Below are 20,786 nucleotides of genomic sequence, written 5' to 3' on the forward strand. Positions count from 1 at the left end.
ACTATGGAGTCATGAGCGGGACCCAACATGTGCCGTACGTTCTCGAACGGGATGAGGACGGAGTGTGGTGCGCCAGTGCCCAGCTTCGTCCGGGAGTTGGGGCGGTCGGCGACGGGTCTACAGCGGAGGCCGCGGTGGAGGACCTACGTGAAGCGCTGATCGCGCTGATCGAGGAGGTCGGCCTGTCACCCGAGGTGACCGTGACGGTGAACGTCGCCTGATGCCGCCTGTTCCATCGATCACCGGCGCCCAGGCCGTCCGGGCCCTGGAGAAGGCCGGGTTCAGTGTCGCGCGCATCCGCGGCAGTCACCAGATCCTGCGCCATGACGACGGACGCACAGTGAGTGTTCCCGTCCATCATGGCCGGGATCTTCCCAAAGGGACTTTGCGGAACATCCTGTCCCTCGTGGGAATCAGCGCGGACGATCTGGCCGATCTCCTTTAGTACGGAGTGCCCTGGTCTCGACTCCCTCGACCTGACGACCTCCGTATGCGCCTTGATGGCTGCGCTCACGGCACAGGAGCGGACAACGGGTGACGGCAGCGTCCTGCTGGCCGGGGATAGGCATGCATCTTGTCGAACTGACTGTTGGCCAGGACGTTCAGCAACTGCCGATGCGGCAGAGCTTGGCGGCCATCTTCGTCGCGTCCGACTGGTGCTTGGCCAGGGTTCTGATGGCCGGGGCGTCGTTGTGCATGTCCCAATAAATAGCTATGGCTGCGCCCTTGCGTACCGCGATGAACTGCTGGGTCTGAGGTACGGGATTGGACTTCGTCGACTTGGTGGCCCTCGAGGCGCCCACCGAGTCGTCGCCGATTTTCGGGTCGATTACCTTGACGAGTTTGCCGCACTTGGTCAGGCGGGTGCGGAACTCGGTCATCAATTTCTCGGCGGCGCTTGCCTTCGCGAAGAGGAAGACCTGTTCGCCGCGTTCGGCGCTGGTCTTCTCACCGCCGCCCATGTGCGGGTCATAGGTGAGGTCGCGGCGGGTGATCCAGTCCCTTTTCAGCTTGGCGCCCGAGCACTGGATGTTCTCCACCTCGATCAGGTTGTCGTTCTGGGAGAGAAGCCAGTGCTCGTGCTTGGTGTCCTTGCGGGCCTCCTTTTCGTACAGGAGGAAGTTCTTCGGGATCGACGGAGCCGCCAGGGCGGCCGCCGGCGGGAACAGCAGGGCGGCAACCAGGGCGCTGCCGGTCAGCAAGGTGATCTTCTTTATGTTCATGCGGAGTTGGATGCCGGTGATCGGGGAAAGGTTCGGGACTTATGTGAGGAATTCGGCTGGGGCGTTTCGTTGGACGAACGATTCCAGCTCGGGCAAGGACAGACCCGGTGGGGTGGCCACGATGAGGCGGTTCACGCCCAGTTCCGCGTACGACCTCACGGTGGCGGGGTCGAGGCGGCGGGCGGGGGTGACTGAGATGTGCAGGGGCTTCGTCGACACGGCTCTCAGCGACTCCAGTTGGGTGGCCGTGGCGCGTAGGCCCAGCATCCAGCCGTACCAGCCGTCGGCCAGCGTGGCGGCTCGGCGGTGGGCGGCTGGAGTGTGGCCGCCGATGACCACGGGGACCGGGCGCTGGAGGGGACGGGGGTGGGCGTCCACGTCCTTGAAGGAGACGTGCCGGCCGTCGAAGGCGGGCTTCTCGTCCTGCCAGAGGGAGCGGATGGCCGCCAGGTACTCCTCCAGGCGGGAGCCTCGGTCGGACAGGGGGACGCCCAAGGCGCGGAGTTCGGGCTCCAGGTAGCCGGCGCCCACGCCGAAGATCAGGCGGCCGCCGCTGAGGACGTCCACGCTGGCCAACTGCTTGGCGAGGAGCAGCGGGTCGCGCTGGGGGAGTACGACGCAGCCGGTGGCCAGCAGGATGCGCTCGGTGTGGGCGGCCAGGAAGGCCAGCGAGACCACGGCGTCGAGGAGCGGCGCGTCCGGTTCGAGGGGGGCCGAGTCCACTCGGGGGCTGGGGAGGACGATGTGGTCCGCGGTCCACAACGACTCGTAGCCCAGGCTTTCGGCCAGCCTCGCCACCCGGGCGGCGCCCTGGCGGTTGGCGGCGGCGAAGCCGTTCGGCATATGGAGGCCGATAGAGGGCCCGGTGGAGGGTCTCACGGAAGGTCCGGTGGAGGGGCCCACGGAGTGTCCGGTGGAGGGGCCCGCCGAGGGTTCGGTGGACGGTCGGGTGGAGGGGGTGATGGGGGACATATTGGGAATCGTTACGGATGCGGGGGGTGGTCCACCAGCGACGATCTCGCATGGAATCCATGCGCCGCGCGCATGCCATAAGGACCGAAAAAGGGGCGCCAGGCAAAGACGTGTGCGGCGAATGTTGAAAATTGCTTCCCGTATGGCGATCGTTGGCGTGAAATTGGAGGATCGGGGGCAGAGCACACTCCGCAAAGGAGGGAGCACTCGTGACGGCAGTTCGCGAGACCTCGATCGAGCAGGTCAGACGCCGGCGCACCGGTAAGATCATTGTGTCCTGGCTGTCGACGACCGATCACAAGGTCATCGGCTATCTCTATCTGATCACCTCGTTCGGGTTCTTCCTCGTCGCGGGCATTATGGCCATGGTGATCAGGGCCGAATTGGTACAGCCCGGTATGCAACTCGTGAGCCAGCAGCTCTACAACCAGCTGTTCACCATGCACGGCACGATCATGCTGCTGTTGTTCGCCACGCCGCTGTTCGCGGGATTCGCCAATGTGATCATGCCCTTGCAGATCGGGGCTCCTGACGTCGCGTTTCCCCGGCTCAACGCGGTGGCGTACTGGATGTTCCTGTTCGGCGGCCTGATCGTGCTGGCCGGGTTCATCTCGCCGGGCGGGGCCGCCGAATTCGGGTGGTTCGCCTATACGCCGCTCTCCACCGCCACCTTCACGCCGCACATAGGCGGTGATCTGTGGATCATGGGGCTCGCGCTGTCGGGCCTCGGGACGATTCTCGGCTCCGTCAATTTCATCACCACGATCATCGGGCTGCGGGCCCCCGGAATGACGATGTTCCGGATGCCGCTGTTCACCTGGAACACCCTGCTGACCAGCATGCTCGTCCTCATGGCGTTCCCCGTGCTGGCCGCGGCGCTGCTCGTGCTCGAATCGGACCGTAAATTCGGCACGCACGTCTTCGACCCGGCCAACGGCGGGGCGTTGATCTGGCAGCACCTGTTCTGGTTCTTCGGGCATCCCGAGGTGTACATCATCGCGCTGCCATTCTTCGGGATCATCACCGAGGTGATCCCGGTGTTCAGTCGCAAGCCGATTTTCGGATATGGCGGGCTGGTCGGGGCGACGATCGCGATCGCCGGACTGTCGATGACCGTGTGGGCGCACCACATGTTCCCCACCGGTCAGGTGCTGCTGCCGTTCTTCTCGTTCATGACGTTCCTCATCGCGGTGCCGACAGGGGTGAAGTTCTTCAACTGGATCGGCACGATGTGGCGGGGCCATCTCTCTTTCGAGACGCCGATGCTGTTCGCGGTCGGGTTTCTGGTGACGTTCCTGCTGGGCGGCCTGACCGGGGTCATTCTGGCCTCGCCGCCGCTCGACTTCCACATCAGCGACACGTATTTCGTGGTGGCGCACTTCCATTACGTGGTGTTCGGGACCGTGGTGTTCGCCATGTTCTCGGGGTTCTACTTCTGGTGGCCGAAGATGACCGGGCGGATGCTCGACGACCGGCTGGGGAAGGTGCATTTCTGGACGCTGTTCATCGGGTTCCACACCACCTTCCTGATCCAGCACTGGCTCGGGGCCATGGGCATGCCCAGGCGGTACGCCGACTACAGCGCGGCCGACGGCTTCACCGGGATGAACGAGATCTCCTCCATCGGGGCATTCCTGCTCGGCGCTTCGACGTTGCCGTTCCTCTACAACGTATGGAAGACGGCCAGGCGGGCGCCCAAGGTGACGCTCGACGACCCGTGGGGCTACGGCAACAGCCTGGAGTGGGCCACCTCGTGTCCGCCGCCCCGGCACAACTTCACCTTCCTCCCGCCCATCCGGTCGGAGCGGCCCGCGTTCGATCTGCACTATCCGCACTTGCCGGCGGAAGAACTCGAAGAGGGGGACGGAGAAGAGGAGACCGGGGAAGAGGGTGCGAAAGAGACCGAGGAGCAGCCCGACTGACTTCGGCACGTGCCGAAGAGCCGCTCCGAAAGCCGCCCCAAGCCGGGCCTTCTCCGAAGCAGGTCCGGGTGCTTGTGTGGAGATGACGTTTCGCCCATCTAAGGAGATCGGCGATGACCGGCACGAAGACTCCCTTCACCCCCGAGACGGCCCCCTGCGGCAAGAAGTCCGCCGGTGAGCGCCTCGTCGACGACGACGGCTACGGCCTGGTGATCCGCGACCAGCTCTTCGACTGCGGCTGCCGCAGGATCCGCCACGAGTACCACGACGGCAGCATCCACCTCTCCGCCATCCGCCATGACGGCAAGCGGGTGAAGGACCCGATACAACCCGACCACGGGAGCTGATCGCACATGATCGACGTGCTCATCGTCGGAGGAGGCGGAGCGGGTCTCCGCGCGGCCATCGCGGTCGCCGAGACGGACCCCGCGCTCACGGTGGCGGTCGTGTCGAAGGTCTACCCGATGCGCAGCCACACGGTCTCCGCCGAAGGCGGCGCCGCCGCGGTGATCGGCGTCGGCGACACGCTCGACGAGCACTGCTACGACACGATCTCCGGCGGCGACTGGCTCTGTGACCAGGACGCGGTCGAGGCGTTCGTGGAGGAGGCGCCCCGCGAGCTGATCCAGCTGGAGCACTGGGGCTGCCCGTGGAGCCGCGAGCCGGACGGCCGGGTGGCCGTCCGGCCGTTCGGCGGGATGAAGCGAATGCGCACCTGGTACGCGGCCGACAAGACCGGTTTCCACCTTCTCCACACCTTGTTCCAAACAACACTGAAATATCGGGACATCGTGCGGTATGACGAGTGGTACGTCACCAAGCTCGTCGTCGACGACGGCCAGGTCCACGGCGTCGTGGCCGTCGAAATCAGGACCGGCCGCGTCGAGACCATCGCCGCCAGGACCGTCATCCTGGCCACCGGCGGCTGCGGCCGGGTCTTCCCCTTCACCACCAACGCCGCGATCAAGACCGGCGACGGCATGGCCCTGGCCTACCGGGCGGGCGCGCCGCTGAAGGACATGGAGTTCGTCCAGTACCACCCGACCGGCCTGCCGTTCACCGGCATCCTCATCACCGAGGCGGCCAGGGCGGAGGGCGGCTGGCTGATCAACAAGGACGGCTACCGCTACCTCCAGGACTACGACCTGGGCAAACCCACGCCGACGCCCAAGCTGCGCAGCATGGAGCTGGGCCCGCGCGACCGCCTCTCCCAGGCGTTCGTGCACGAGCAGCAGCTGGGCCGCACGGTCGACACCCCGTACGGGCCGGTCGTCTACCTGGACCTGCGCCACCTCGGCGAGGGCAAGATCGAGGCCCGCATCCCGTTCGTCCGCGAGCTGTGCAAGAGCTACCAGAACCTCGACCCGGCCACCGACCTCATCCCGGTCCGCCCGGTCGTGCACTACATGATGGGCGGCGTCCACACCGACCTCGACGGCGCCACTCCGGTCGCCGGGCTGTTCGCGGCCGGTGAGACCGCGTGCGTCAGCATCAACGGCGCCAACCGGCTCGGCTCGAACTCGCTCCCGGAGATCCTCGTGTTCGGCAGAAGGGCGGGCCTGGCCGCCGCGAGGTTCGCGAAAGAGCACAAAGAGCAGGGCGAGCCCCAGGCCGTACGGACACAGGGGGACGACGAGCGGCGGCGGCTGGAGCGCGCGCGAGACGCGTCGGGCAAGGGCGAGCGGATCGCCGACCTGCGCGAGGAGATGCAGCACACCCTGGAGGGCGCGGCCGGGATATACCGGACCGGCGGTGTGCTCGCCAGGGCCGTCGACACCCTCGCCGACCTGCGCGAACGCGCGCAGGAGGCGCGCGTCGACGACGCCAGCACGACGTTCAACACCGAGCTGATCAACCTGCAGGAGCTGCACACCATGCTCGACGTCGCGCAGGCCATCGTCGCCTGCGCGCTCAACCGGAAGGAGTCGCGCGGCGCGCATCAGCGCACCGACTTCTCCGCCAGGGACGACAGCACCTATCTCGCGCACTCGCTGGTGCACCGCGCGCCCGACGGTACGCCGTCGGTCGGCCTGCTGCCCGTGACGATCACCCGCTGGCCTCCGGGGGAAAGGGTCTATGGACGTGACTGACACCGAAGAGTCCGTACGGCAGGCGGCGGCCACCCGCACGATCCGGCTGGAGATCGCCCGCTACCGGCCGGGTCAGGACAGCGAGCCGGTGTTCCAGGGCTACGACGTGCCGCTGACGGCCGACTGGGCCGTGCTCGACGGCCTGAACTACGTCAAGGACCGGCTCGACGGCAGCCTGTCGTTCCGCTGGTCGTGCCGGATGGGCATCTGCGGCTCGTGCGGCATGACCGTCAACGGCGAGCCCCGGCTGACCTGCGGGACCTTCCTCACCGAGTACGGCGACGGGCCGATCAGGATCGAGCCGCTCAAGGGCTTCCCGGTGATCAGGGACCTGGTCGTGGACATCGACGACTTCCTGGCCAAGCTGTCGTCGGTGCGGCCGTGGCTCATCAGGGAGGGCGAGGAGCTGCCGCTGACCACGGAGTACGCGCAGACGCCCGAGCAACTCGACGCCTACAAGCAGTACAGCATGTGCATCAACTGCATGCTCTGCTACTCGGCCTGCCCGGTGTACGTGCTCAACCCCGACTTCCTCGGCCCGGCCGCGATCGCGCTGGCCCAGCGCTACAACCTCGACTCCAGGGACATGGGTGACCGCTTCGACGTGCTCAACCTGGAGGAGGCGGTCTGGGGCTGCACGTTCGTCGGAGAGTGCACGCGGGTCTGTCCCAAGCACGTGGACCCGGCCGAGGCGATCCAGCGCGGCAAGCTGACCGCCGCCCTGCGCTCGGTACTGCCCTGGAGCAAGCGATGACCAGCGCATACCGGCCGCCGCGGGACGCGTTCTGGTTCGCCCGTACCCGCAACTACACGATCTTCGTCCTGCGCGAGCTGACCAGCGTGCTGGTCGCGTGGACGATCGTCTTCCTGCTCCTGCTGGTCGGCGCCCTGCTGGGCGGCACCTTCCAGGACTTCACCGCCCTGGCCGCCCAGCCCTGGATGATCGTCGTCAACCTGGTGGCCCTGGTCGCGACCGTCTTCCACGCCGTCACGTTCCTGAACCTGGCGCCGAAGGCCACCGTGGTCCGGCTCGACGGCTGGCGGGTGCCCGCCTGGATGATCCAGGGCGGCAACCATTCGGCGTGGCTGGCCCTGTCCGTCCTGATCGCCTACTTCATCCTGAGGTCACCGTGAAGCGGACGCTGGAGCCGTACTTGTGGCTGCTCTTCAGCGGCGGGGGAGTGGCCGCCGCGCTGCTGCTGCCCGTGCTGGTCCTGCTGTTCGGCGTGCTCATGCCGCTCGGTGTGATCGACTGGCCGACCGTCGCGCACCTGCGCGCGCTCCTGGGCAACGTCCTCGTACGGCTCGCGCTGCTCGTGGTCATCGTGCTCTGCCTGTTCCACGCCGCGCACCGGATCCGGTTCACCAGCGAGGAGCTGTTCGGCATCGCCCGGTACGACTCGCTGATCGCGGTGCTCTGCTACGGCGGGGCGATCGTGGGTGGTGTGACTGGGGCGCTGCTTTTGTTCTAGTTTCATCACATTTCGACCGGGCTCTTTACGTTTGCTTTACTAACCCTCTAAATTCCGGCATTGCACACCCTGTGGCCATGCGCCCGGCGATCCCGGGCAGAGAGGGTTATCAGTGCCCAGCACAAAGCGTCTGTTAGCCGCATTACCCGCGGTCGCCCTCCTCGGCGCCGCGTTGACGGTCCCCGCCGCCCCCGCCTCTGCCGCAAGGTACGAGCCGGGCGCGTCCGACTTCTACATCAACTATGCGCCGCCCAGCGTCGAAGAGACGCCCGACGAGCCTCTCCTGCCCAACCAGAAGGCCCGCTCGCTCAGCCCGGCGCAGAAGGTCGACAGGAAGTTCACCAGCGGCAACCCGGCCGCCGCCCGTGTGCTCGCGGCCCGCGAGAACGAGGCGATCAAGACCGGGCGCAACCCCGCCGACTTCATCTTCAAGAAGTCCAAGCAGACCCGCGTCGCCAAGCTGCTGACCGTCCTGGTCGAGTTCAACGAGCAGGCCAACGACGACTTCTCCGGCTACAACCGCCTGCGCACGGTCAACAGCGCGCCCGACGACTGCGTGGTCGAGCCGGCGGGCACGGTCAAGAACGGCCCGCTGCACAACAACATCCCCGACCCCGCGACGTTGCCGCACAAGGACAACAACAGCTTCTGGGTCAAGGACTTCAGCACCTCGCACTTCAACACGATGCTCTACACCGACAAGGGCATCACCCAGCGCGTACGTCCTGACCTGAAGGACCCGCGCGACGGCCGCCCCGGCATCGACATCTCCGGCTTCACCATGAAGAAGATGTACGAGGAGATGTCCAAGGGCGCCTACTCGGTCACCGGCTCCGCGGTCGGCTGGATCAAGGCGCCGCACTCCGAGGCCTGGTACGGCGCGGCGGCCTGCGGTGGCGCTCCCCAGGACATGACCGGCAGCCCGGACAACCCGCTCGGCGCGGGCCAGCTCGCCATCGACACGGTGGACGCGCTGGCCAAGAGCCAGCCCAACTTCCCGTGGGCCGACTACGACGTCGAGGACGTCTCCGACGTCGACGGTGACGGCAACTTCAGCGAGCCCGACGGCGTCATCGACCACCTGGTCATGGTGCACGCGGGCAAGGACAAGTCGTCCAACGGCGGCGCCGAGGGCACGTACGCGATCTGGGCGCACTCCAGCGCGGTGGCCGGCGGCTACAAGATCCCCGGCACCGACAAGAAGATCTCCAACTACATCGTGCAGCCGGAGGACTCCGGCGTCGGCGTCTTCGCCCACGAGTACGGCCACGACCTCGGTCTGCCCGACCTGTACGACACTTCGGGCCAGGCCAGCTCCGCCGTCGACTTCTGGGACCTGATGTCGAGCGGCTCGCACTCCGGGCCGATCTTCCAGTCCATGCCGACCCACATGGGCCTGTGGGACAAGTGGGTGCTCGGCTGGGCGAACCCGAAGACGTTCAACCCGGGCGACGCCGCCAAGCTGGTCACCGTCGGACAGTCGTCGCGGACGCCCAAGCTCACCCAGGACGGCGTCCGGGTGAACCTGGCCTCCACGCCGCTGAAGATGGTCGACCCGCACAGCGGCGCCAACGCCTGGTGGTCCGGCCTGGACCAGGAATGGGCGGACGTCAAGCTGACCCGTGACGTGGCGGTGCCCGCCGGGACCGACCTGCGGTTCTGGATGTGGAACAACTACGAGATCGAGCAGGACTGGGACTTCGGCTTCGTCGAGGTCTCGACCGACGGCGGCGAGACCTGGGCCCAGCAGAAGGTCTACGACGAGGCGGGCAACGAGGTCACCACGCCCGACGGCTACCCGGACCCGAACAAGAACCTCAAGACGTTCGGCGACAAGAAGTACGGGCTCACCGGCAACACCAACGGCTGGCGGCACGACTACGTCAACCTGAACGCGTTCGCCGGTAAGACGATCAAGCTGCGCCTCGCGTACAACACCGACGCGGCCTTCACCCCGCGCGGCTGGCACGCCGACGACTTCCAGCTCACCAACGGCGGCACCGCCGTGTGGAGCGACGACGTCGAAGGCGGCGAGAACGGCTGGAAGGCCATCGGCGGCACGCACACCAACACGAGCGGCCAGGGCTGGACGATCAACAACGGCTCGCGCGAGGTGTCCCGCTTCTACCTGGCCGAGTGGCGCAACTTCGACGGGTTCGACCAGGGCCTGCAGTACGCCTACGACACCAACTACTCCCGTGATGGGGCGTGGAAGGTGGAGAAGGTCAAGTACAACGCCCCCGGCCTGCTGGTGTGGTACCGCGACTCGACGTTCACCAACAACTCGCTGTCCAACAACCTCGATCTCCAGCCGAGCATCGGGTCGAAGGGCAGCCTGCTGGTCGTGGACTCGCACTTCGATCCGCTGCGCCGCACCGGTACCGCGGCGCAGAAGGACCCGACGCGGCACAAGAACCTCGAAGGCCGCACCCAGTCGTCCAACGCGGCGTTCTCCTTCGGGAAGACGTACCCGCTCAAGGAGTGCCTGGAGGCGGCGGACGAGCCGTTCAGCGAGTACTGCACGGACATCCCGGCGCTGAAGGGCGTGCCGAACTTCACCGACGCCAAGACCTGGTACCCGGGTCTGGAACTGCAGAACGGCAGCCTGTTCTACCGCGACTTCGACGCGTCGGTGGTCGTCCCGTCCAAGGGCGACCAGCCGTACAGCACCCGCGTCGTGAACGTCGACGGAACCCCGGCCACCGAGCTGTACGGCACGGACCTCGGAGGCGGCCACGTGGCCGGCACCGGGAACCCGGGTGACGAGGGCAAGGCGCTCGGCGTCCAGTTCAAGCTGGTCTCGCCGCTGCCTGGCAACCTGGGCGCCATCGTCCAGGTGATCCCGCCGAAGAAGTAAGGCGAAAAGGTAAATCGAGGGGCCGCCGGTACCATCCGGCGGCCCCTTCGGCTGGCCCCAGAGGGGGCTCCGCGCACCTACCATGGATGACCATGAGCGAATTGCGTACCAAGACCGAGCACACCGAGGCGATCCTCCAGGACCGCCGGGTGGCGGTGGTGGTCAACACTCGCTCGCGCCGGGGCCGCCGGCACTACTTCGAGGTGATCGACCAGATCCACGCCCTCGGCTTCGAGCCGCAGGCCGAGCTGTCGGTCTCCAACCCCAAGCGGCTGCGCGCCCTGCTCGACCAGGCTCTCGAGACCCGGCCCGACCTGTTGATCGTCGGTGGCGGCGACGGCACACTGTCCTCGGCGGTCCGCCACGTGGCCCACCGTGACGTGGCGCTCGGCGTGCTGCCGCTGGGCACCACCAACAACTTCGCCCGCAGCCTGGGCCTGCCGCTCGACCTGGCCGGGGCGGTCGGGGTGTTCGCCACCGGCAAGGTGGCCGACATCGACCTCGGCATGGCGGGTGACCGGCCGTTCGCCAACCTGGCCAGCTTCGGCGTGTCCGTCGAGGTGGCGGGCACGGTCAAGCCGTGGCTCAAGCGCATCCTCGGCCGTCCCGCCTACCCGCTGACCGCTCTGCGGGTCCTGCCCGGCCACCGGCCGTTCCGCGCGTACATCACGGTCGACGGCACGCGCCACGAGCTGTTCACCCACCAGCTCAACATCGCCAACGGCCGCTTCCACGGCGGCTGGCAGCTGGCCAAGGACGTCAGCATCGACAACGGCATGCTGGTCGCCTACCAGCTCGGCTCGGGCAAGAAGCTGCGCCTGCTCGGCGAGACGCTGGTGCGCGCCACGACCGGCCGCTGGCGCAGCCTGGCGGGCGGCCCGTTCGTGATGGGTCAGGAGATGCTGCTGGAGACCGACCCGCCGATGGCGGCCGACGTCGACGGCGAAGTGCGCCTGCGCACCCCGATCCGGCTCCGCGTGGTGCCCAACGGGGTGCGCGTCATGGTGCCCGCCGACTTCGACGACCGTTAAGGCTTGGCGACTAGCCGCTCAGGCGTCGGCGCAGAAGACAGAACTCGTTGCCCTCGGGGTCGGCCAGGACGTACCAGGACTCCTTGCCCGTCTGTCCGACGTCGGCGGGCTTGGCGCCGGCGGCCAGCAGGCGTTCGAGCTCGGCATCCTGGTCGCGGTCGGTGGGGTTCACGTCGATATGCAGCGGCAGTTTTCCGGTTCGCGGATGGTCGTCCGGGCTGAGGACGAGCGTCGGCTGGAGGCCGCCGAAGCCTTCGGCCTCGGGACCGATCTCGATGCTGCCGTCCTCCTCCCGATCGAGAATGACGTAGCCAAGCACCTCACACCAGAACGCGGCAAGGCGTTCGGGGTCTCGACAGTCGATCACCAATTCACTGATACGGCATGCCATCCGGTGGCGATACCCCCCGTTGGCTCTCATCATGCGGGGGCTCGCCGAGGCGGCGGTACGCCGCGGCCAGCGGGTCCGCCAGATCGCGCGGCGGCGGAAAGACGCGGGGCAGGAGATCGGACGCCGCCGCACCGGGACGGCGTTCGGGCCGGTGGGCGGTGGCGCCTGGAGCGTAGAAGTCGGCCAGCCGGTCGGCGAACGGCACGTCCCGCACCGCGATCGGCTCCGGTTCCGGATCGGCCAACGACCCCAGCAGCCGCTCCCGGCTGCGCCCGCGCCAGGCCAGCACCAGGAACGGATCGTCGTCGAACGACTCCGCCAGCAGGTACAGCACCGCCGACAGATGCTTGCACGGCAGACCCCAGTCAGGGCACGAGCACTCCATGTCCAGGTCCCGGGGGAACAGGTCGATGCCCAGCGCGGCGAACAGCTCCTCGATCTCCGTCGGCATCTCACCGGCCAGCAGCTTCGCCCGGTAGACGGCCTGGGCCGCGATCGCCTCCTCCATGGCGGTCCAGCGCGCCTCGTCGTACGCCTCGATCTCGATCCTGATGTCGTACGGCCTGCGCCGCGAGCCCTGGACGGCCGCCGTGACCAGGCCGGGGGCGAGGTCTATCGACAGGACCTGGCCCGCGCGGGCGTAGGCGCGGCCCCGGGACAGGCGGCCCTTGTCGCAGACGCGCTCCAGGATGTCGATGAAGCGCCGCGACCACCAGGTGGAGCCGATCGAACCCCGCTGTGTGCGCGCCCGCAGCCCGCCCTCGACCCTGATCGGCTTGGCGGCCTCGAACCACACCATTTCAGCTCACCGCCTCGGCGGTCAGGCGGAAGACCTCGCGCAACTCGCCGGTGGACAGGTCGGTCAGCCAGTCCTCGCCGGTGCCGACCACGCTCTCGGCCAGGGCCTTCTTGCGCTCGATCATCTCGTCCACGCGTTCCTCCAGGGTGCCCGCGCAGATGAGCTTGCGCACCTGTACGTTCTTGCGCTGCCCGATGCGGAAGGCACGGTCGGTGGCCTGATCCTCGACGGCGGGATTCCACCAGCGGTCCACGTGGATCACGTGATTGGCCGCCGTCAGGTTGAGACCGACGCCCGCGGCCTTGAGCGACAGCAGGAACAGCATCGGCTCGTCATCATGCTGGAAACGCTCGACCAGGCGGTCGCGCGTCTTCTTGGGCAGGCCGCCGTGCAGCCAGAGCACCGGCCGGTCGAGCCGCTGCGCGAGGTAGGGCTGGAGCATCGTCCCGAATTCCGAGTATTGGGTGAAGACCAGCGCCTTCTCCCCCTCGGCCACGATCTCCTCCGCGAGCTGCTCCAGCCGGGCCAGCTTGCCCGACCTGCCCGACAGGAGCGAGCCGTCCTTGAGCAGATGGGCAGGGTGGTTGCAGACCTGCTTGAGCCTGGCCATGGCCGCCAGCACCAGGCCGCGGCGCTCGATGCCCTCGCTGTCGTCGATCCTGCCCAGCATGTCGTCGACGACGGCCTGGTAGAGGCTGGCCTGCTCGGGCGTGAGCGGGCACCACTCCTTGACCTCCATCTTCTCCGGCAGATCGGAGATGATCGACTTGTCGGTCTTGACGCGGCGCAGCACGAACGGGCCGGTCGCCCGTTTGAGCGCCCGCATGGCCTGCTCGTCCTGGCGAGCCTCGATCGGCTCCTGGAACCGGGTCCTGAACCGCGACCGCGGCCCGAGCAGCCCCGGATTGGCGAACTCCATGATCGACCAGAGCTCGGCGAGATGGTTCTCGACCGGTGTCCCGGTCAGGGCCAGCCGCGTGCCCGTGGGGATCGCCCGGACGGCCTGGGACTGCAGGGTGCCGCTGTTCTTGATCGCCTGGGCCTCGTCGCAGACCACCCGCCGCCACTCGACCCGCCGCAGCGTCTCCAGGTCCCGCTGGGCGGTGCCGTACGTGGTGATCACCAGGTCGGCGTCGCCGATCGCCTGGGCGTCCCGGCCGCTGCCGTGGTGCACATAGACCCGCAACCCCGGCGCGAATCTGGCCGCCTCTCGCTCCCAGTTGCCCACCAGCGACATCGGGCACACCAGCAGCGTCGGCGTGTCGGCCCGCTCGTGGACCAGCAGCGCCAGCGTGGTGACCGTCTTGCCCAGCCCCATGTCGTCGGCCAGCACCCCGCCCAGCCCCAGCTCCGACAGGAAGCTCAGCCAGGCCAGCCCGCGCTCCTGATAGGGGCGCAGCGTCGCGTCCAGGCCGCTGGGCGTGGCCATCGGCAGGAGCCGCCGCTCGGCCTGGCCGGACAGCAGATCGCCGAGCACACCGTCGGCGTCGACCTCCAGCAGCGGCAGCTCGTCGTCACCCTGGACCACGTGACGCAGCAGATCGGCGGCGGGCAACTCGCCGGCGCGCTCGCCCCCGACGGCTTTCAGCGCGGCCTTGAGCTGGCGGTCGTCGAGCTCCACCCACTGCCCGCGGACGCGTACCAGCGGCACCTTCAGCCTGGCCAGCTCGGCCAGCTCCGCCTCACTGATCGTCTCGTCGCCGACCGCGAGGTCGATCCGGAAGTTCACCAGCTCGCGCAGCCCGAACCCCTGGGCGGTGGCCGCGCTCTGCTTCTTGGTGCGGGTGGTCAGCTTCAGCCCCAGCCTCGTACGGCCCGCCCAGCGCGGCAGCTGCACCCCGAACCCGGCGGCCTGCAACAGCGGCGCCGCCTGCCGCAGGAACCCGAACGCGCCCGCCGTGTCCAGCTCCAGCCCGGTCGGCCGGGCGACCCGAAGAGCCCGGTCGAGTTCGGGGTACAGGCGTACGGCACGGCCCAGCCCGGCCAGCAGCTCGCGCTCCGGACTCCTGGGCAGGCCGGGCACCGGCTCGCCGCTCCACACCCGTTCGGCGCGTACGTAGAGGCTGGGATCGTCGGCGGCCTGCAACGCGATCTCGACCCGCCAGCCACGGCCATCGTCAGCGCCGGTGCCAGTGGTGCCGCCAGCCTGGTCGGCGGGGGCGGTGCTATCCAGGTGGTTGAGGTCGTCGGCAGATGGCGTGAGGTCGAGATCGCCGGTGGGTTCGAGCAGGCGGAAGCACACCCTGGCGGCCCCGTCCGCGGCGGCCACGGAAGCCCGCCACTCCTCCAGCTCACGGCGCAGCTCCGGGCTGTCCGGGCAGCTGTCGTCGGCCCCGGTCAGCGCCGCCAGCCACCGCTCCTGGCCCGTACGGGGGCCGGTCACGAGCTGCTCGGTGAGCGCCGCCCGGACGAGCGCGTCGGCGAACGCGTCCAGCGCCGCCCCGAGCACCTCCACGGAGGGCCGCTCGACCTCGGAGGTACGGCAGGCGGGCGGCATGGCGAGGGCGAGATCCCGGAAGTAGGCGGCGTCGGCCCCGGTCAGCACCGCCCGCCACAAGGCCCGCCCACCGGCCTCTTCCGAGTGGGCGTGGGGGATGAGCTGGGGGATGACCCGCCCCCGCCGTACGAGATCGCGCGCGAACTCGGCCACCACGCTCCAGTGGCGTACGGTGGCGGCGCCGGGGTGTTCGGCGAGCACCCGCAGCGCGTCTTCGGTGGCCGGGACGACGGCGGGCACCTCCCACAGATGCAGGCGCGGCCGGATGATCTCCGACAGGCGCCCGGCTTCGGGCGAGGCCAGCGGCTCCTTGGCGGAACCGGGCAGGAGCAACCGCAGACCGCGCACGGACCCGTCCAACGGGACCGCAGGCAGCCGATCGGCCGGCCGCCGTTCCGTGAGGACCCCCTGCGAACCCTCAGCGGAGGAGGCGTGCTCACGGAGCGTGACGGCCAGGGCAGACGCGAGCCTGAGCAGATCGCCGAGCGCGACAGCGGACGCGGCGAACGGGTGCGGCCGCACGACGACTCCAGCGGTCGTCCCGGTGTCCGGCCGAGCGGCTCCAGCGGTCGTCCCGGTGGCGGGCCGGGCGGTCGTCCCGGTGGTGGGCGCGTCGGCGGATTGCGAGGTGCCCTCGGTGTCCTCTGCCCAGAAAGCGAGGGCGTCTCCTGCCCAGACCCCGTGTACGACCAGCATCTCGGCAGCGTATCTCGCCTAGCGGAAGATGGGCCCGGTCTCGAGCGTGACCCCGAACGGCTCCGGCAGTGGCAGCGGCTGCCCCGCCTCGACGACGATCGAGGTATCGTACGCGCCGTCGGACAGCCCGTGGAGCAGCCTGACTGACGGTGGGGTGGAGAAGTCGTCGAGGATCAATATCATCGGGACCCCCGCCCGCGCGTAGGCGACCGGCTTGGCCTCCAGATCGTCATCGCGGCTGTCGGACGACACCACTTCGACGGCCATCAGCGTGCCGTATCCGTAGGCCTGGTTGCCGTCGAACTCCGGGCTCCCCGGCGGGGCGATCAGGAGGTCGGGCAGCCGTTTGTCGCCGCGCCCCGGCGGAATGTGCACCGCCCAGGACTGGTAGAACTCCCAGCCGTTCTTCCGCTTGACGTCGCAGAGCTGGTCCGCCAGCCGGTCGACCAGGACACAGTGCCGTCTCTTGGCCCTGGAGCTCACATAGACCCGCCCATCCACGATCTCCGGCCTCAGTCCTTGCCCGACGAGTCTCTCCCACACCTGTTCGCGGCGGAGCTCCTCGTCCGTGGGGCCCAGGGCGCCCCATCCAGGGCCCCACGTGGGTGCGGCGATCGGCGGGCGCTCTGGACCCGGGGCGGGGTCGTGCCCATGTGCCTTCCCGTACGTGCTGCCGGTAGGCATGGCGGTCATCCTTTCGCTCGCGTCATCAAGCTGTTCAGGCCCCGTACTTGCGCCCCCGGCTGGGTGCCTTGCTCAGCGGAAGATCAGGCCGGTGTCGAGCTCGACCCCGAACGGCTCCGGCAACTTCACCTGCTCGCCTTCGTCCACCTTGGTCATGTTGCGATATTCGCCATCACGTGGGTCCGACAGCAGGGTGACCGATCGAGGCTCGGAGAATTCGTCGACGATCAGCATGATGGGTACGCCTGCCCGGGCATATTCGGCGGGCTTGACCTGCAGATCGTCGGTCCGATTGTCGGAGGAGGTGATCTCGACGACCAGGAGCGTGCCGTGGCCGTAGGCCTGGTTCTCGTCGAACTCCGGACTGTCCGGTGGCGCGACCAGCAGATCAGGAAGCCGCTTGTCGCCTCGATCGGGCGGGATGTGAACGGCCCAGGTCTGGTAGAACTCCCAGCCCTTGTCGAGCGCGAACTCGAAGAGCTGCATCTGAACGCGGTGGACCAGCTGCGCATGGCGCCTCTTCGTCCAGGGGCTCACTATGATCCTTCCACGGATGATCTCGGCTCTCCAACCCTCTCCGATGAGGGTTTGCCAGAGCTGTTCGCGCTTGAGCTCGGTGTGGGTCGGTCCGGACCGTCCCCAGCCCGGCCCCCACGCGGGCGAAGGTCGGGAGTCGCAGCCGGGCTCAGGTGCGGGTGCACGCCTGCGTGTCTTTCTGCGCGTGGTGCCGGTGGCCATGGCGGTCATCCTCTCGCTCGCGTCATCGGAAATACTACACTGCGTGACCGTAGTTTTACTCTGTGAAAGGTCTTCGTGATGGGGTTCTCAGCAGGCGAGGAACGGTGGCGGGAGCGGCTGGGCAGCCTGCGTGACGTGGTCAGGCAGGAGCTGGTGAGCCGACAGTTGGCGGCCCATCTCCCGTCCGTCCCGGCCAGGGTGCTGGACGTGGGCTGCGGGCAGGGCACCCAGGCGCTCAGGATCGCCGCCCAGGGGCATCGCGTGACCGCGCTCGACGCGTCCAGTGATCTGCTCGGGCTGCTGAAGGAGCGGGTCGAGCCTGAGATGGCCATCGAGGTGGTGCACGCGCCCGCCGAGCGGCTGGGGGAGCTGTTCGGGCCCGGGAGCTTCGACGTGGTCCTCTGTCATGGCGTTCTCATGTACTTCGACGACCCCGACCCGCTCCTGACCGCCATGGCGGCGGTGCTCGCGTCCGGCGGGGTGCTGTCCCTGCTCGTGCGCAACGGCGACGCGCTGGCGATGCGGCCCGGGATGACGGGGGACTGGGCGGCGGCCAGGGAGGCGTTCGACGCGGACGCGTACACCAACCGCCTGGGCGTCCGGGCGCGGGCCGACCGGCTCGACGACCTGACGCGGCGCCTGGCCGTACGAGGGCTGGGCGTCCTGCAGTGGTACGGCGTGCGGGTGCTCACGGACCTGGCGGCCGACGACGCGCCCCTCCCCGACGACCTGGACCTGCTGCTGGAGTGCGAGGAGCGGGCCGGGTCGAGCGACCCCTACCGGCGGGTGGCCCCGTTGACCCACGTCATCGCGCAGCCCGGCATCATCGCGCTGCCCGGCGATTCCGGCGACGCCCGACGGTGAAGATTCCGGTGGCGCCCGCAGCTGAAGTTGTACAGTGAAAATATGAATCCTCCCGGATCGTGGTGCGAACGGCCCAAGCCGTCGGCTCCTTCGTGTGAGCTGCCCTCCCCGTGGAGCAAGCCCAAGCAGCCCGACAACTGGTGCGACGTTCCCAAGTCCCCGGTTCTGTCCGTCGTCGGCTTCCTGCTGCGAGCCGCCAAGCGGTGATAGAAAGCCACTTCGCTGGGTAGTCGCCTCCTCGGCAGAGGAGGCGACGTGAACGACACCCACAAGCTGGTCAACGATCTCTCCGAGCAGGTCTCCCGGCTCGTCAGGGATGAATTGCGGCTGGCGCGGCTGGAGCTCACGCGGAAGGGCAAGCGGGCGGGGTTCGGCGCGGGCCTGTTCGGGGCCGCGGGAATGACCGCGTTCTTCGGCGGTGCCGCTCTGGTGGCCGCCGTCATTCTGCTGCTCGCCCTGGTGATGCCCGCTTGGGCGGCTGCCGCGATAGTGGCGGGTGTCTTGTTCGTTGTCGCCGCCGTGCTGGGTCTCATGGGCAAGAACCAGGTGAAGCAGGCCGCGCCGCTGGTGCCGGAAGAGACGATCGCCAGCGTCAAGGCCGATATCGACGTGGTCAAGGAGAGGGCTCGGCGATGAGTGAGACGGACCCCGAATACGGCGGGCAGGGATATAGCGAGCAGCACGCCGGGGACGTGGGCGCCCGCCGGACGACGGTCGGTATGCCGACGGACCACGAGTCCGTCAACGTACCGCCGACCAGGCCGGGCGCGGTGGAGAACGCGATGAAGGCGGAGGCCGCCCGCCAGGAGCACGAGACCTTCATCCCCGAACCCCCCGTGGTGGACGAGCGCACCGAGGCGGTAGGGGCCCGGGAAGGCGAGACGGAGTCTGTGAGGGCGGAGCACGCCAACGACGAGGATGAGGAAGAGGACGACGTGCACAAAAACATCAAGGACACCCGTCAGGAACTTGGCGACACCGTGGCGGCCCTGGCCGACAAGGCGGACGTGAGGGGCCGGGCGAACGACGCGGCGGAGGCGGCGAAGGGCAAGGCCACGGAGGTGGCCGGGGTCGCCAAGGACAAGGCCGTCGAAGTGGCCGAGGTCGCCAAGGACAAGGCGGCCGCCGTGGCCGAACTGGCGAAGGACAAGGCCGTCGTAGTGGCGGATGTCGCGAAGGACAAGGCCGCCGAGGTGGCCGACAAGGTACGAGATGTCACCCCCGACCAGGTCAAGGACGCGGCCGACAAGGTCACCACGGAGGCCAGGAAGCGCCCCGTGCTGGTCATCGCCGCCGCCGGCGCCCTCGTGGCCCTGGTCCTGCGCCGGATCATGAGGCGCAACAGGAGCAAGTGAGCCCCGATCCCGATAGCCTGCCTGAGTGATTCGTCGAACGGCCGCCACCGCCCTGCTGGCCCTCCTCATGTTGGGGGCCGGCACGGGCTGTGGCGCGGGGTCGGCCGTCAGCGACTACGGCAAGGTCATCAAGGGCGCCAAGGGCTCGACGGTCACAGTGGAGGTCGGCGCGGGCCAGCGGTTCTCGCTGGCCGTGGTCGACAACCCGTCCGTCGGTGACCAGTGGCGCCTCGTGGCGGTGCCCGACGCCAAGGTGGCCTCGTTCATCAGCAAGGAATACAAGAGCGAAGGCGGCGGGACGGGCTCGGGCGGCACCAGCTACTTCGTCTTCAACGGCAAGCACCCGGGCAACACCGAGATCAGGCTGTACGACTGCTGGCGCTGCCCCAGCGCCGGTGCCAGCCCGGTCGACGAGCAGAGCAAGGCGCAGTCGGGCGAAGCGATCTTCGCGGTCGTCGTCAAATAGAGCACCCGTGGGGGAGACCTGTGGATTTCATGCGAGTGCGCGCCTCGACCGACGGCGCGGAGACGATCTCGTGGTGGACCGGTGACGTCTACGGCTGGCAGCAGGACGACGGCCCGCACCATCTGTTCGGCTTCGAGGGCGTCAACGTGGCCAGGGCGGTCGAGGTCGACGGCGGCTGGCAGATGCTGACCAGGGAGGCCGCGGCCTACCTCGACCCGAAGTCCCGCGAGATCATCGACACCTGGGACAACCCGTTCACGGGGGCGTCCGTCGAGGTCCGGCACGTGTTCAACGACCCGGTCAACCAGCGCTTCGGCGCCTACCCCGTGCCCACCACCAGGCTCGGTGACCAGGTCGTCTTCAACGCCGACATCCGGCTGGCCTACCCGTCGCCGCTCAAGGTCGCCGACTATCCCGACAACTCGGCCAGTGACACTTATCGGGCGCTGGAGCTGTTCCAGTTCTTCGCCTCGGCCAAGGATCTCGACTCCGGCGAGCCGAGTGTGCCGTGCGTGTTCTCGTGGTGCCGGGTCTCGCCGTGGCTGCCGTGGATGGCGATGGGGCAGCGCCAGGGCGGGCTGGTCTACCACTGCCGCGGCCACAAGACGACCGAGGTGCCCGACCGGCTCCGCGCGCACGTGGGCGAGCACTTCCTGCACGCGCCCGAGGAGTGGTCGGCGCCCAACGTGACCAGCTGGACGGCTTTCGCCGACAAGTCCGCCCGATAAG

Annotated in this window: 23 protein-coding genes; 16 read left to right on the top strand and 7 right to left on the bottom strand. The window is 68.5% G+C overall.

All coding sequences use genetic code 11. The features are described from left to right. Window positions 1-11: 11 nt before the first annotated feature. Window positions 12-221: a hypothetical protein gene (locus AB0C30_RS30390; protein WP_357951066.1), complete on the top strand. Its 210-nt coding sequence runs from the start codon at window positions 12-14 to the stop codon at window positions 219-221. Next, the gene (locus tag AB0C30_RS30395; RefSeq protein ID WP_357951068.1) at window positions 221-445 is read left to right on the top strand and encodes a type II toxin-antitoxin system HicA family toxin; all 225 of its coding nucleotides are present in this window, start codon (window positions 221-223) and stop codon (window positions 443-445) included. The genes AB0C30_RS30390 and AB0C30_RS30395 overlap by 1 nt, the downstream gene beginning before the upstream one ends. 157 nt (window positions 446-602) lie before the next feature. Here AB0C30_RS30395 and AB0C30_RS30400 read toward each other — a convergent pair whose 3' ends face one another. Continuing rightward, on the bottom strand, window positions 603-1,202 hold the full coding sequence (locus AB0C30_RS30400) for a hypothetical protein (RefSeq protein WP_357951070.1): 600 nt from the start codon (window positions 1,200-1,202) through the stop codon (window positions 603-605). A 60-nt stretch (window positions 1,203-1,262) separates the two neighbouring features. After that, window positions 1,263-2,066 (bottom strand): LLM class F420-dependent oxidoreductase, encoded by an 804-nt coding sequence (locus tag AB0C30_RS30405; RefSeq protein ID WP_357951073.1) that lies wholly within the window; start codon window positions 2,064-2,066, stop codon window positions 1,263-1,265. 338 nt (window positions 2,067-2,404) lie between these two features. Between AB0C30_RS30405 and ctaD the strand changes: the two genes are divergently transcribed. The 8 genes from ctaD to AB0C30_RS30445 all read left to right on the top strand — a co-directional run bounded on the left by ctaD (window position 2,405) and on the right by AB0C30_RS30445 (window position 11,567). Then, on the top strand, window positions 2,405-4,117 hold the full coding sequence (gene ctaD / locus AB0C30_RS30410; RefSeq protein WP_357951076.1) for a cytochrome c oxidase subunit I: 1,713 nt from the start codon (window positions 2,405-2,407) through the stop codon (window positions 4,115-4,117). A gap of 113 nt (window positions 4,118-4,230) precedes the next feature. Beyond that, complete coding sequence (locus tag AB0C30_RS30415; RefSeq protein ID WP_357951079.1) at window positions 4,231-4,464, top strand: hypothetical protein; 234 nt, start codon at window positions 4,231-4,233, stop codon at window positions 4,462-4,464. Between the two features lie 6 nt (window positions 4,465-4,470). Next, a complete protein-coding gene (frdA, locus tag AB0C30_RS30420) occupies window positions 4,471-6,207 on the top strand; it encodes a fumarate reductase (quinol) flavoprotein subunit (protein ID WP_357951082.1) in 1,737 nt (578 codons plus the stop codon). Further along, complete coding sequence (gene sdhB, locus AB0C30_RS30425) at window positions 6,200-6,961, top strand: succinate dehydrogenase iron-sulfur subunit (protein ID WP_357951084.1); 762 nt, start codon at window positions 6,200-6,202, stop codon at window positions 6,959-6,961. Before frdA ends, sdhB begins: the two co-directional genes overlap by 8 nt. Beyond that, a complete protein-coding gene (locus tag AB0C30_RS30430) occupies window positions 6,958-7,341 on the top strand; it encodes a hypothetical protein (RefSeq protein ID WP_357951087.1) in 384 nt (127 codons plus the stop codon). The genes sdhB and AB0C30_RS30430 overlap by 4 nt, the downstream gene beginning before the upstream one ends. Next, window positions 7,338-7,679 carry a fumarate reductase subunit FrdD gene (frdD, locus tag AB0C30_RS30435; RefSeq protein WP_357951090.1) on the top strand — a complete coding sequence of 114 codons (342 nt, stop codon included), beginning with the start codon at window positions 7,338-7,340 and terminating at the stop codon, window positions 7,677-7,679. The genes AB0C30_RS30430 and frdD overlap by 4 nt, the downstream gene beginning before the upstream one ends. 112 nt (window positions 7,680-7,791) lie before the next feature. After that, window positions 7,792-10,536, top strand: a complete 2,745-nt coding sequence (locus AB0C30_RS30440) for an immune inhibitor A domain-containing protein (RefSeq protein ID WP_357951092.1) — start codon at window positions 7,792-7,794, stop codon at window positions 10,534-10,536. A 92-nt stretch (window positions 10,537-10,628) separates the two neighbouring features. Next, complete coding sequence (locus AB0C30_RS30445; RefSeq protein WP_225289703.1) at window positions 10,629-11,567, top strand: diacylglycerol kinase family protein; 939 nt, start codon at window positions 10,629-10,631, stop codon at window positions 11,565-11,567. 10 nt (window positions 11,568-11,577) lie between these two features. Here the strand turns inward: AB0C30_RS30445 and AB0C30_RS30450 are convergent, their stop codons facing one another. The 5 genes from AB0C30_RS30450 to AB0C30_RS30470 form a co-directional block, all read right to left on the bottom strand. Beyond that, window positions 11,578-11,958, bottom strand: a complete 381-nt coding sequence (locus AB0C30_RS30450) for a VOC family protein (RefSeq protein WP_357951095.1) — start codon at window positions 11,956-11,958, stop codon at window positions 11,578-11,580. Continuing rightward, entirely contained in the window at window positions 11,939-12,757 is an 819-nt protein-coding gene (locus AB0C30_RS30455) for an SWIM zinc finger family protein (RefSeq protein ID WP_357951098.1), read from the bottom strand. The genes AB0C30_RS30450 and AB0C30_RS30455 overlap by 20 nt, the downstream gene beginning before the upstream one ends. A 1-nt stretch (window position 12,758) precedes the next feature. Continuing rightward, entirely contained in the window at window positions 12,759-15,950 is a 3,192-nt protein-coding gene (locus AB0C30_RS30460; RefSeq protein ID WP_357951100.1) for a DEAD/DEAH box helicase, read from the bottom strand. A gap of 18 nt (window positions 15,951-15,968) precedes the next feature. Next, entirely contained in the window at window positions 15,969-16,634 is a 666-nt protein-coding gene (locus AB0C30_RS30465) for a Uma2 family endonuclease (protein ID WP_357951103.1), read from the bottom strand. Between the two features lie 72 nt (window positions 16,635-16,706). Beyond that, complete coding sequence (locus AB0C30_RS30470) at window positions 16,707-17,372, bottom strand: Uma2 family endonuclease (protein WP_357951106.1); 666 nt, start codon at window positions 17,370-17,372, stop codon at window positions 16,707-16,709. Between the two features lie 78 nt (window positions 17,373-17,450). Here AB0C30_RS30470 and AB0C30_RS30475 point away from each other — a divergent pair, with 78 nt between their 5' ends. Genes AB0C30_RS30475 through AB0C30_RS30500 form a run of 6 tightly spaced genes read left to right on the top strand, consistent with a single transcriptional unit; the run spans window position 17,451 to window position 20,785 of the window. Beyond that, window positions 17,451-18,236: a methyltransferase domain-containing protein gene (locus AB0C30_RS30475; protein ID WP_357951108.1), complete on the top strand. Its 786-nt coding sequence runs from the start codon at window positions 17,451-17,453 to the stop codon at window positions 18,234-18,236. Between the two features lie 42 nt (window positions 18,237-18,278). Then, window positions 18,279-18,443 carry a hypothetical protein gene (locus AB0C30_RS30480; RefSeq protein WP_357951111.1) on the top strand — a complete coding sequence of 55 codons (165 nt, stop codon included), beginning with the start codon at window positions 18,279-18,281 and terminating at the stop codon, window positions 18,441-18,443. A gap of 48 nt (window positions 18,444-18,491) precedes the next feature. Next, window positions 18,492-18,872 carry a phage holin family protein gene (locus AB0C30_RS30485; protein ID WP_357951113.1) on the top strand — a complete coding sequence of 127 codons (381 nt, stop codon included), beginning with the start codon at window positions 18,492-18,494 and terminating at the stop codon, window positions 18,870-18,872. After that, complete coding sequence (locus tag AB0C30_RS30490; protein ID WP_357951115.1) at window positions 18,869-19,591, top strand: DUF3618 domain-containing protein; 723 nt, start codon at window positions 18,869-18,871, stop codon at window positions 19,589-19,591. The genes AB0C30_RS30485 and AB0C30_RS30490 overlap by 4 nt, the downstream gene beginning before the upstream one ends. Before the next feature lie 25 nt (window positions 19,592-19,616). Next, window positions 19,617-20,057: a protease inhibitor I42 family protein gene (locus tag AB0C30_RS30495; protein WP_357951117.1), complete on the top strand. Its 441-nt coding sequence runs from the start codon at window positions 19,617-19,619 to the stop codon at window positions 20,055-20,057. A gap of 29 nt (window positions 20,058-20,086) precedes the next feature. Beyond that, the gene (locus AB0C30_RS30500) at window positions 20,087-20,785 is read left to right on the top strand and encodes a DUF1838 family protein (protein WP_357951608.1); all 699 of its coding nucleotides are present in this window, start codon (window positions 20,087-20,089) and stop codon (window positions 20,783-20,785) included. Window position 20,786 lies beyond the last annotated feature (1 nt).

Origin of the sequence: Nonomuraea sp. NPDC048901, from assembly GCF_040649695.1 — a bacterium.
GTDB lineage: Bacteria > Actinomycetota > Actinomycetes > Streptosporangiales > Streptosporangiaceae > Nonomuraea.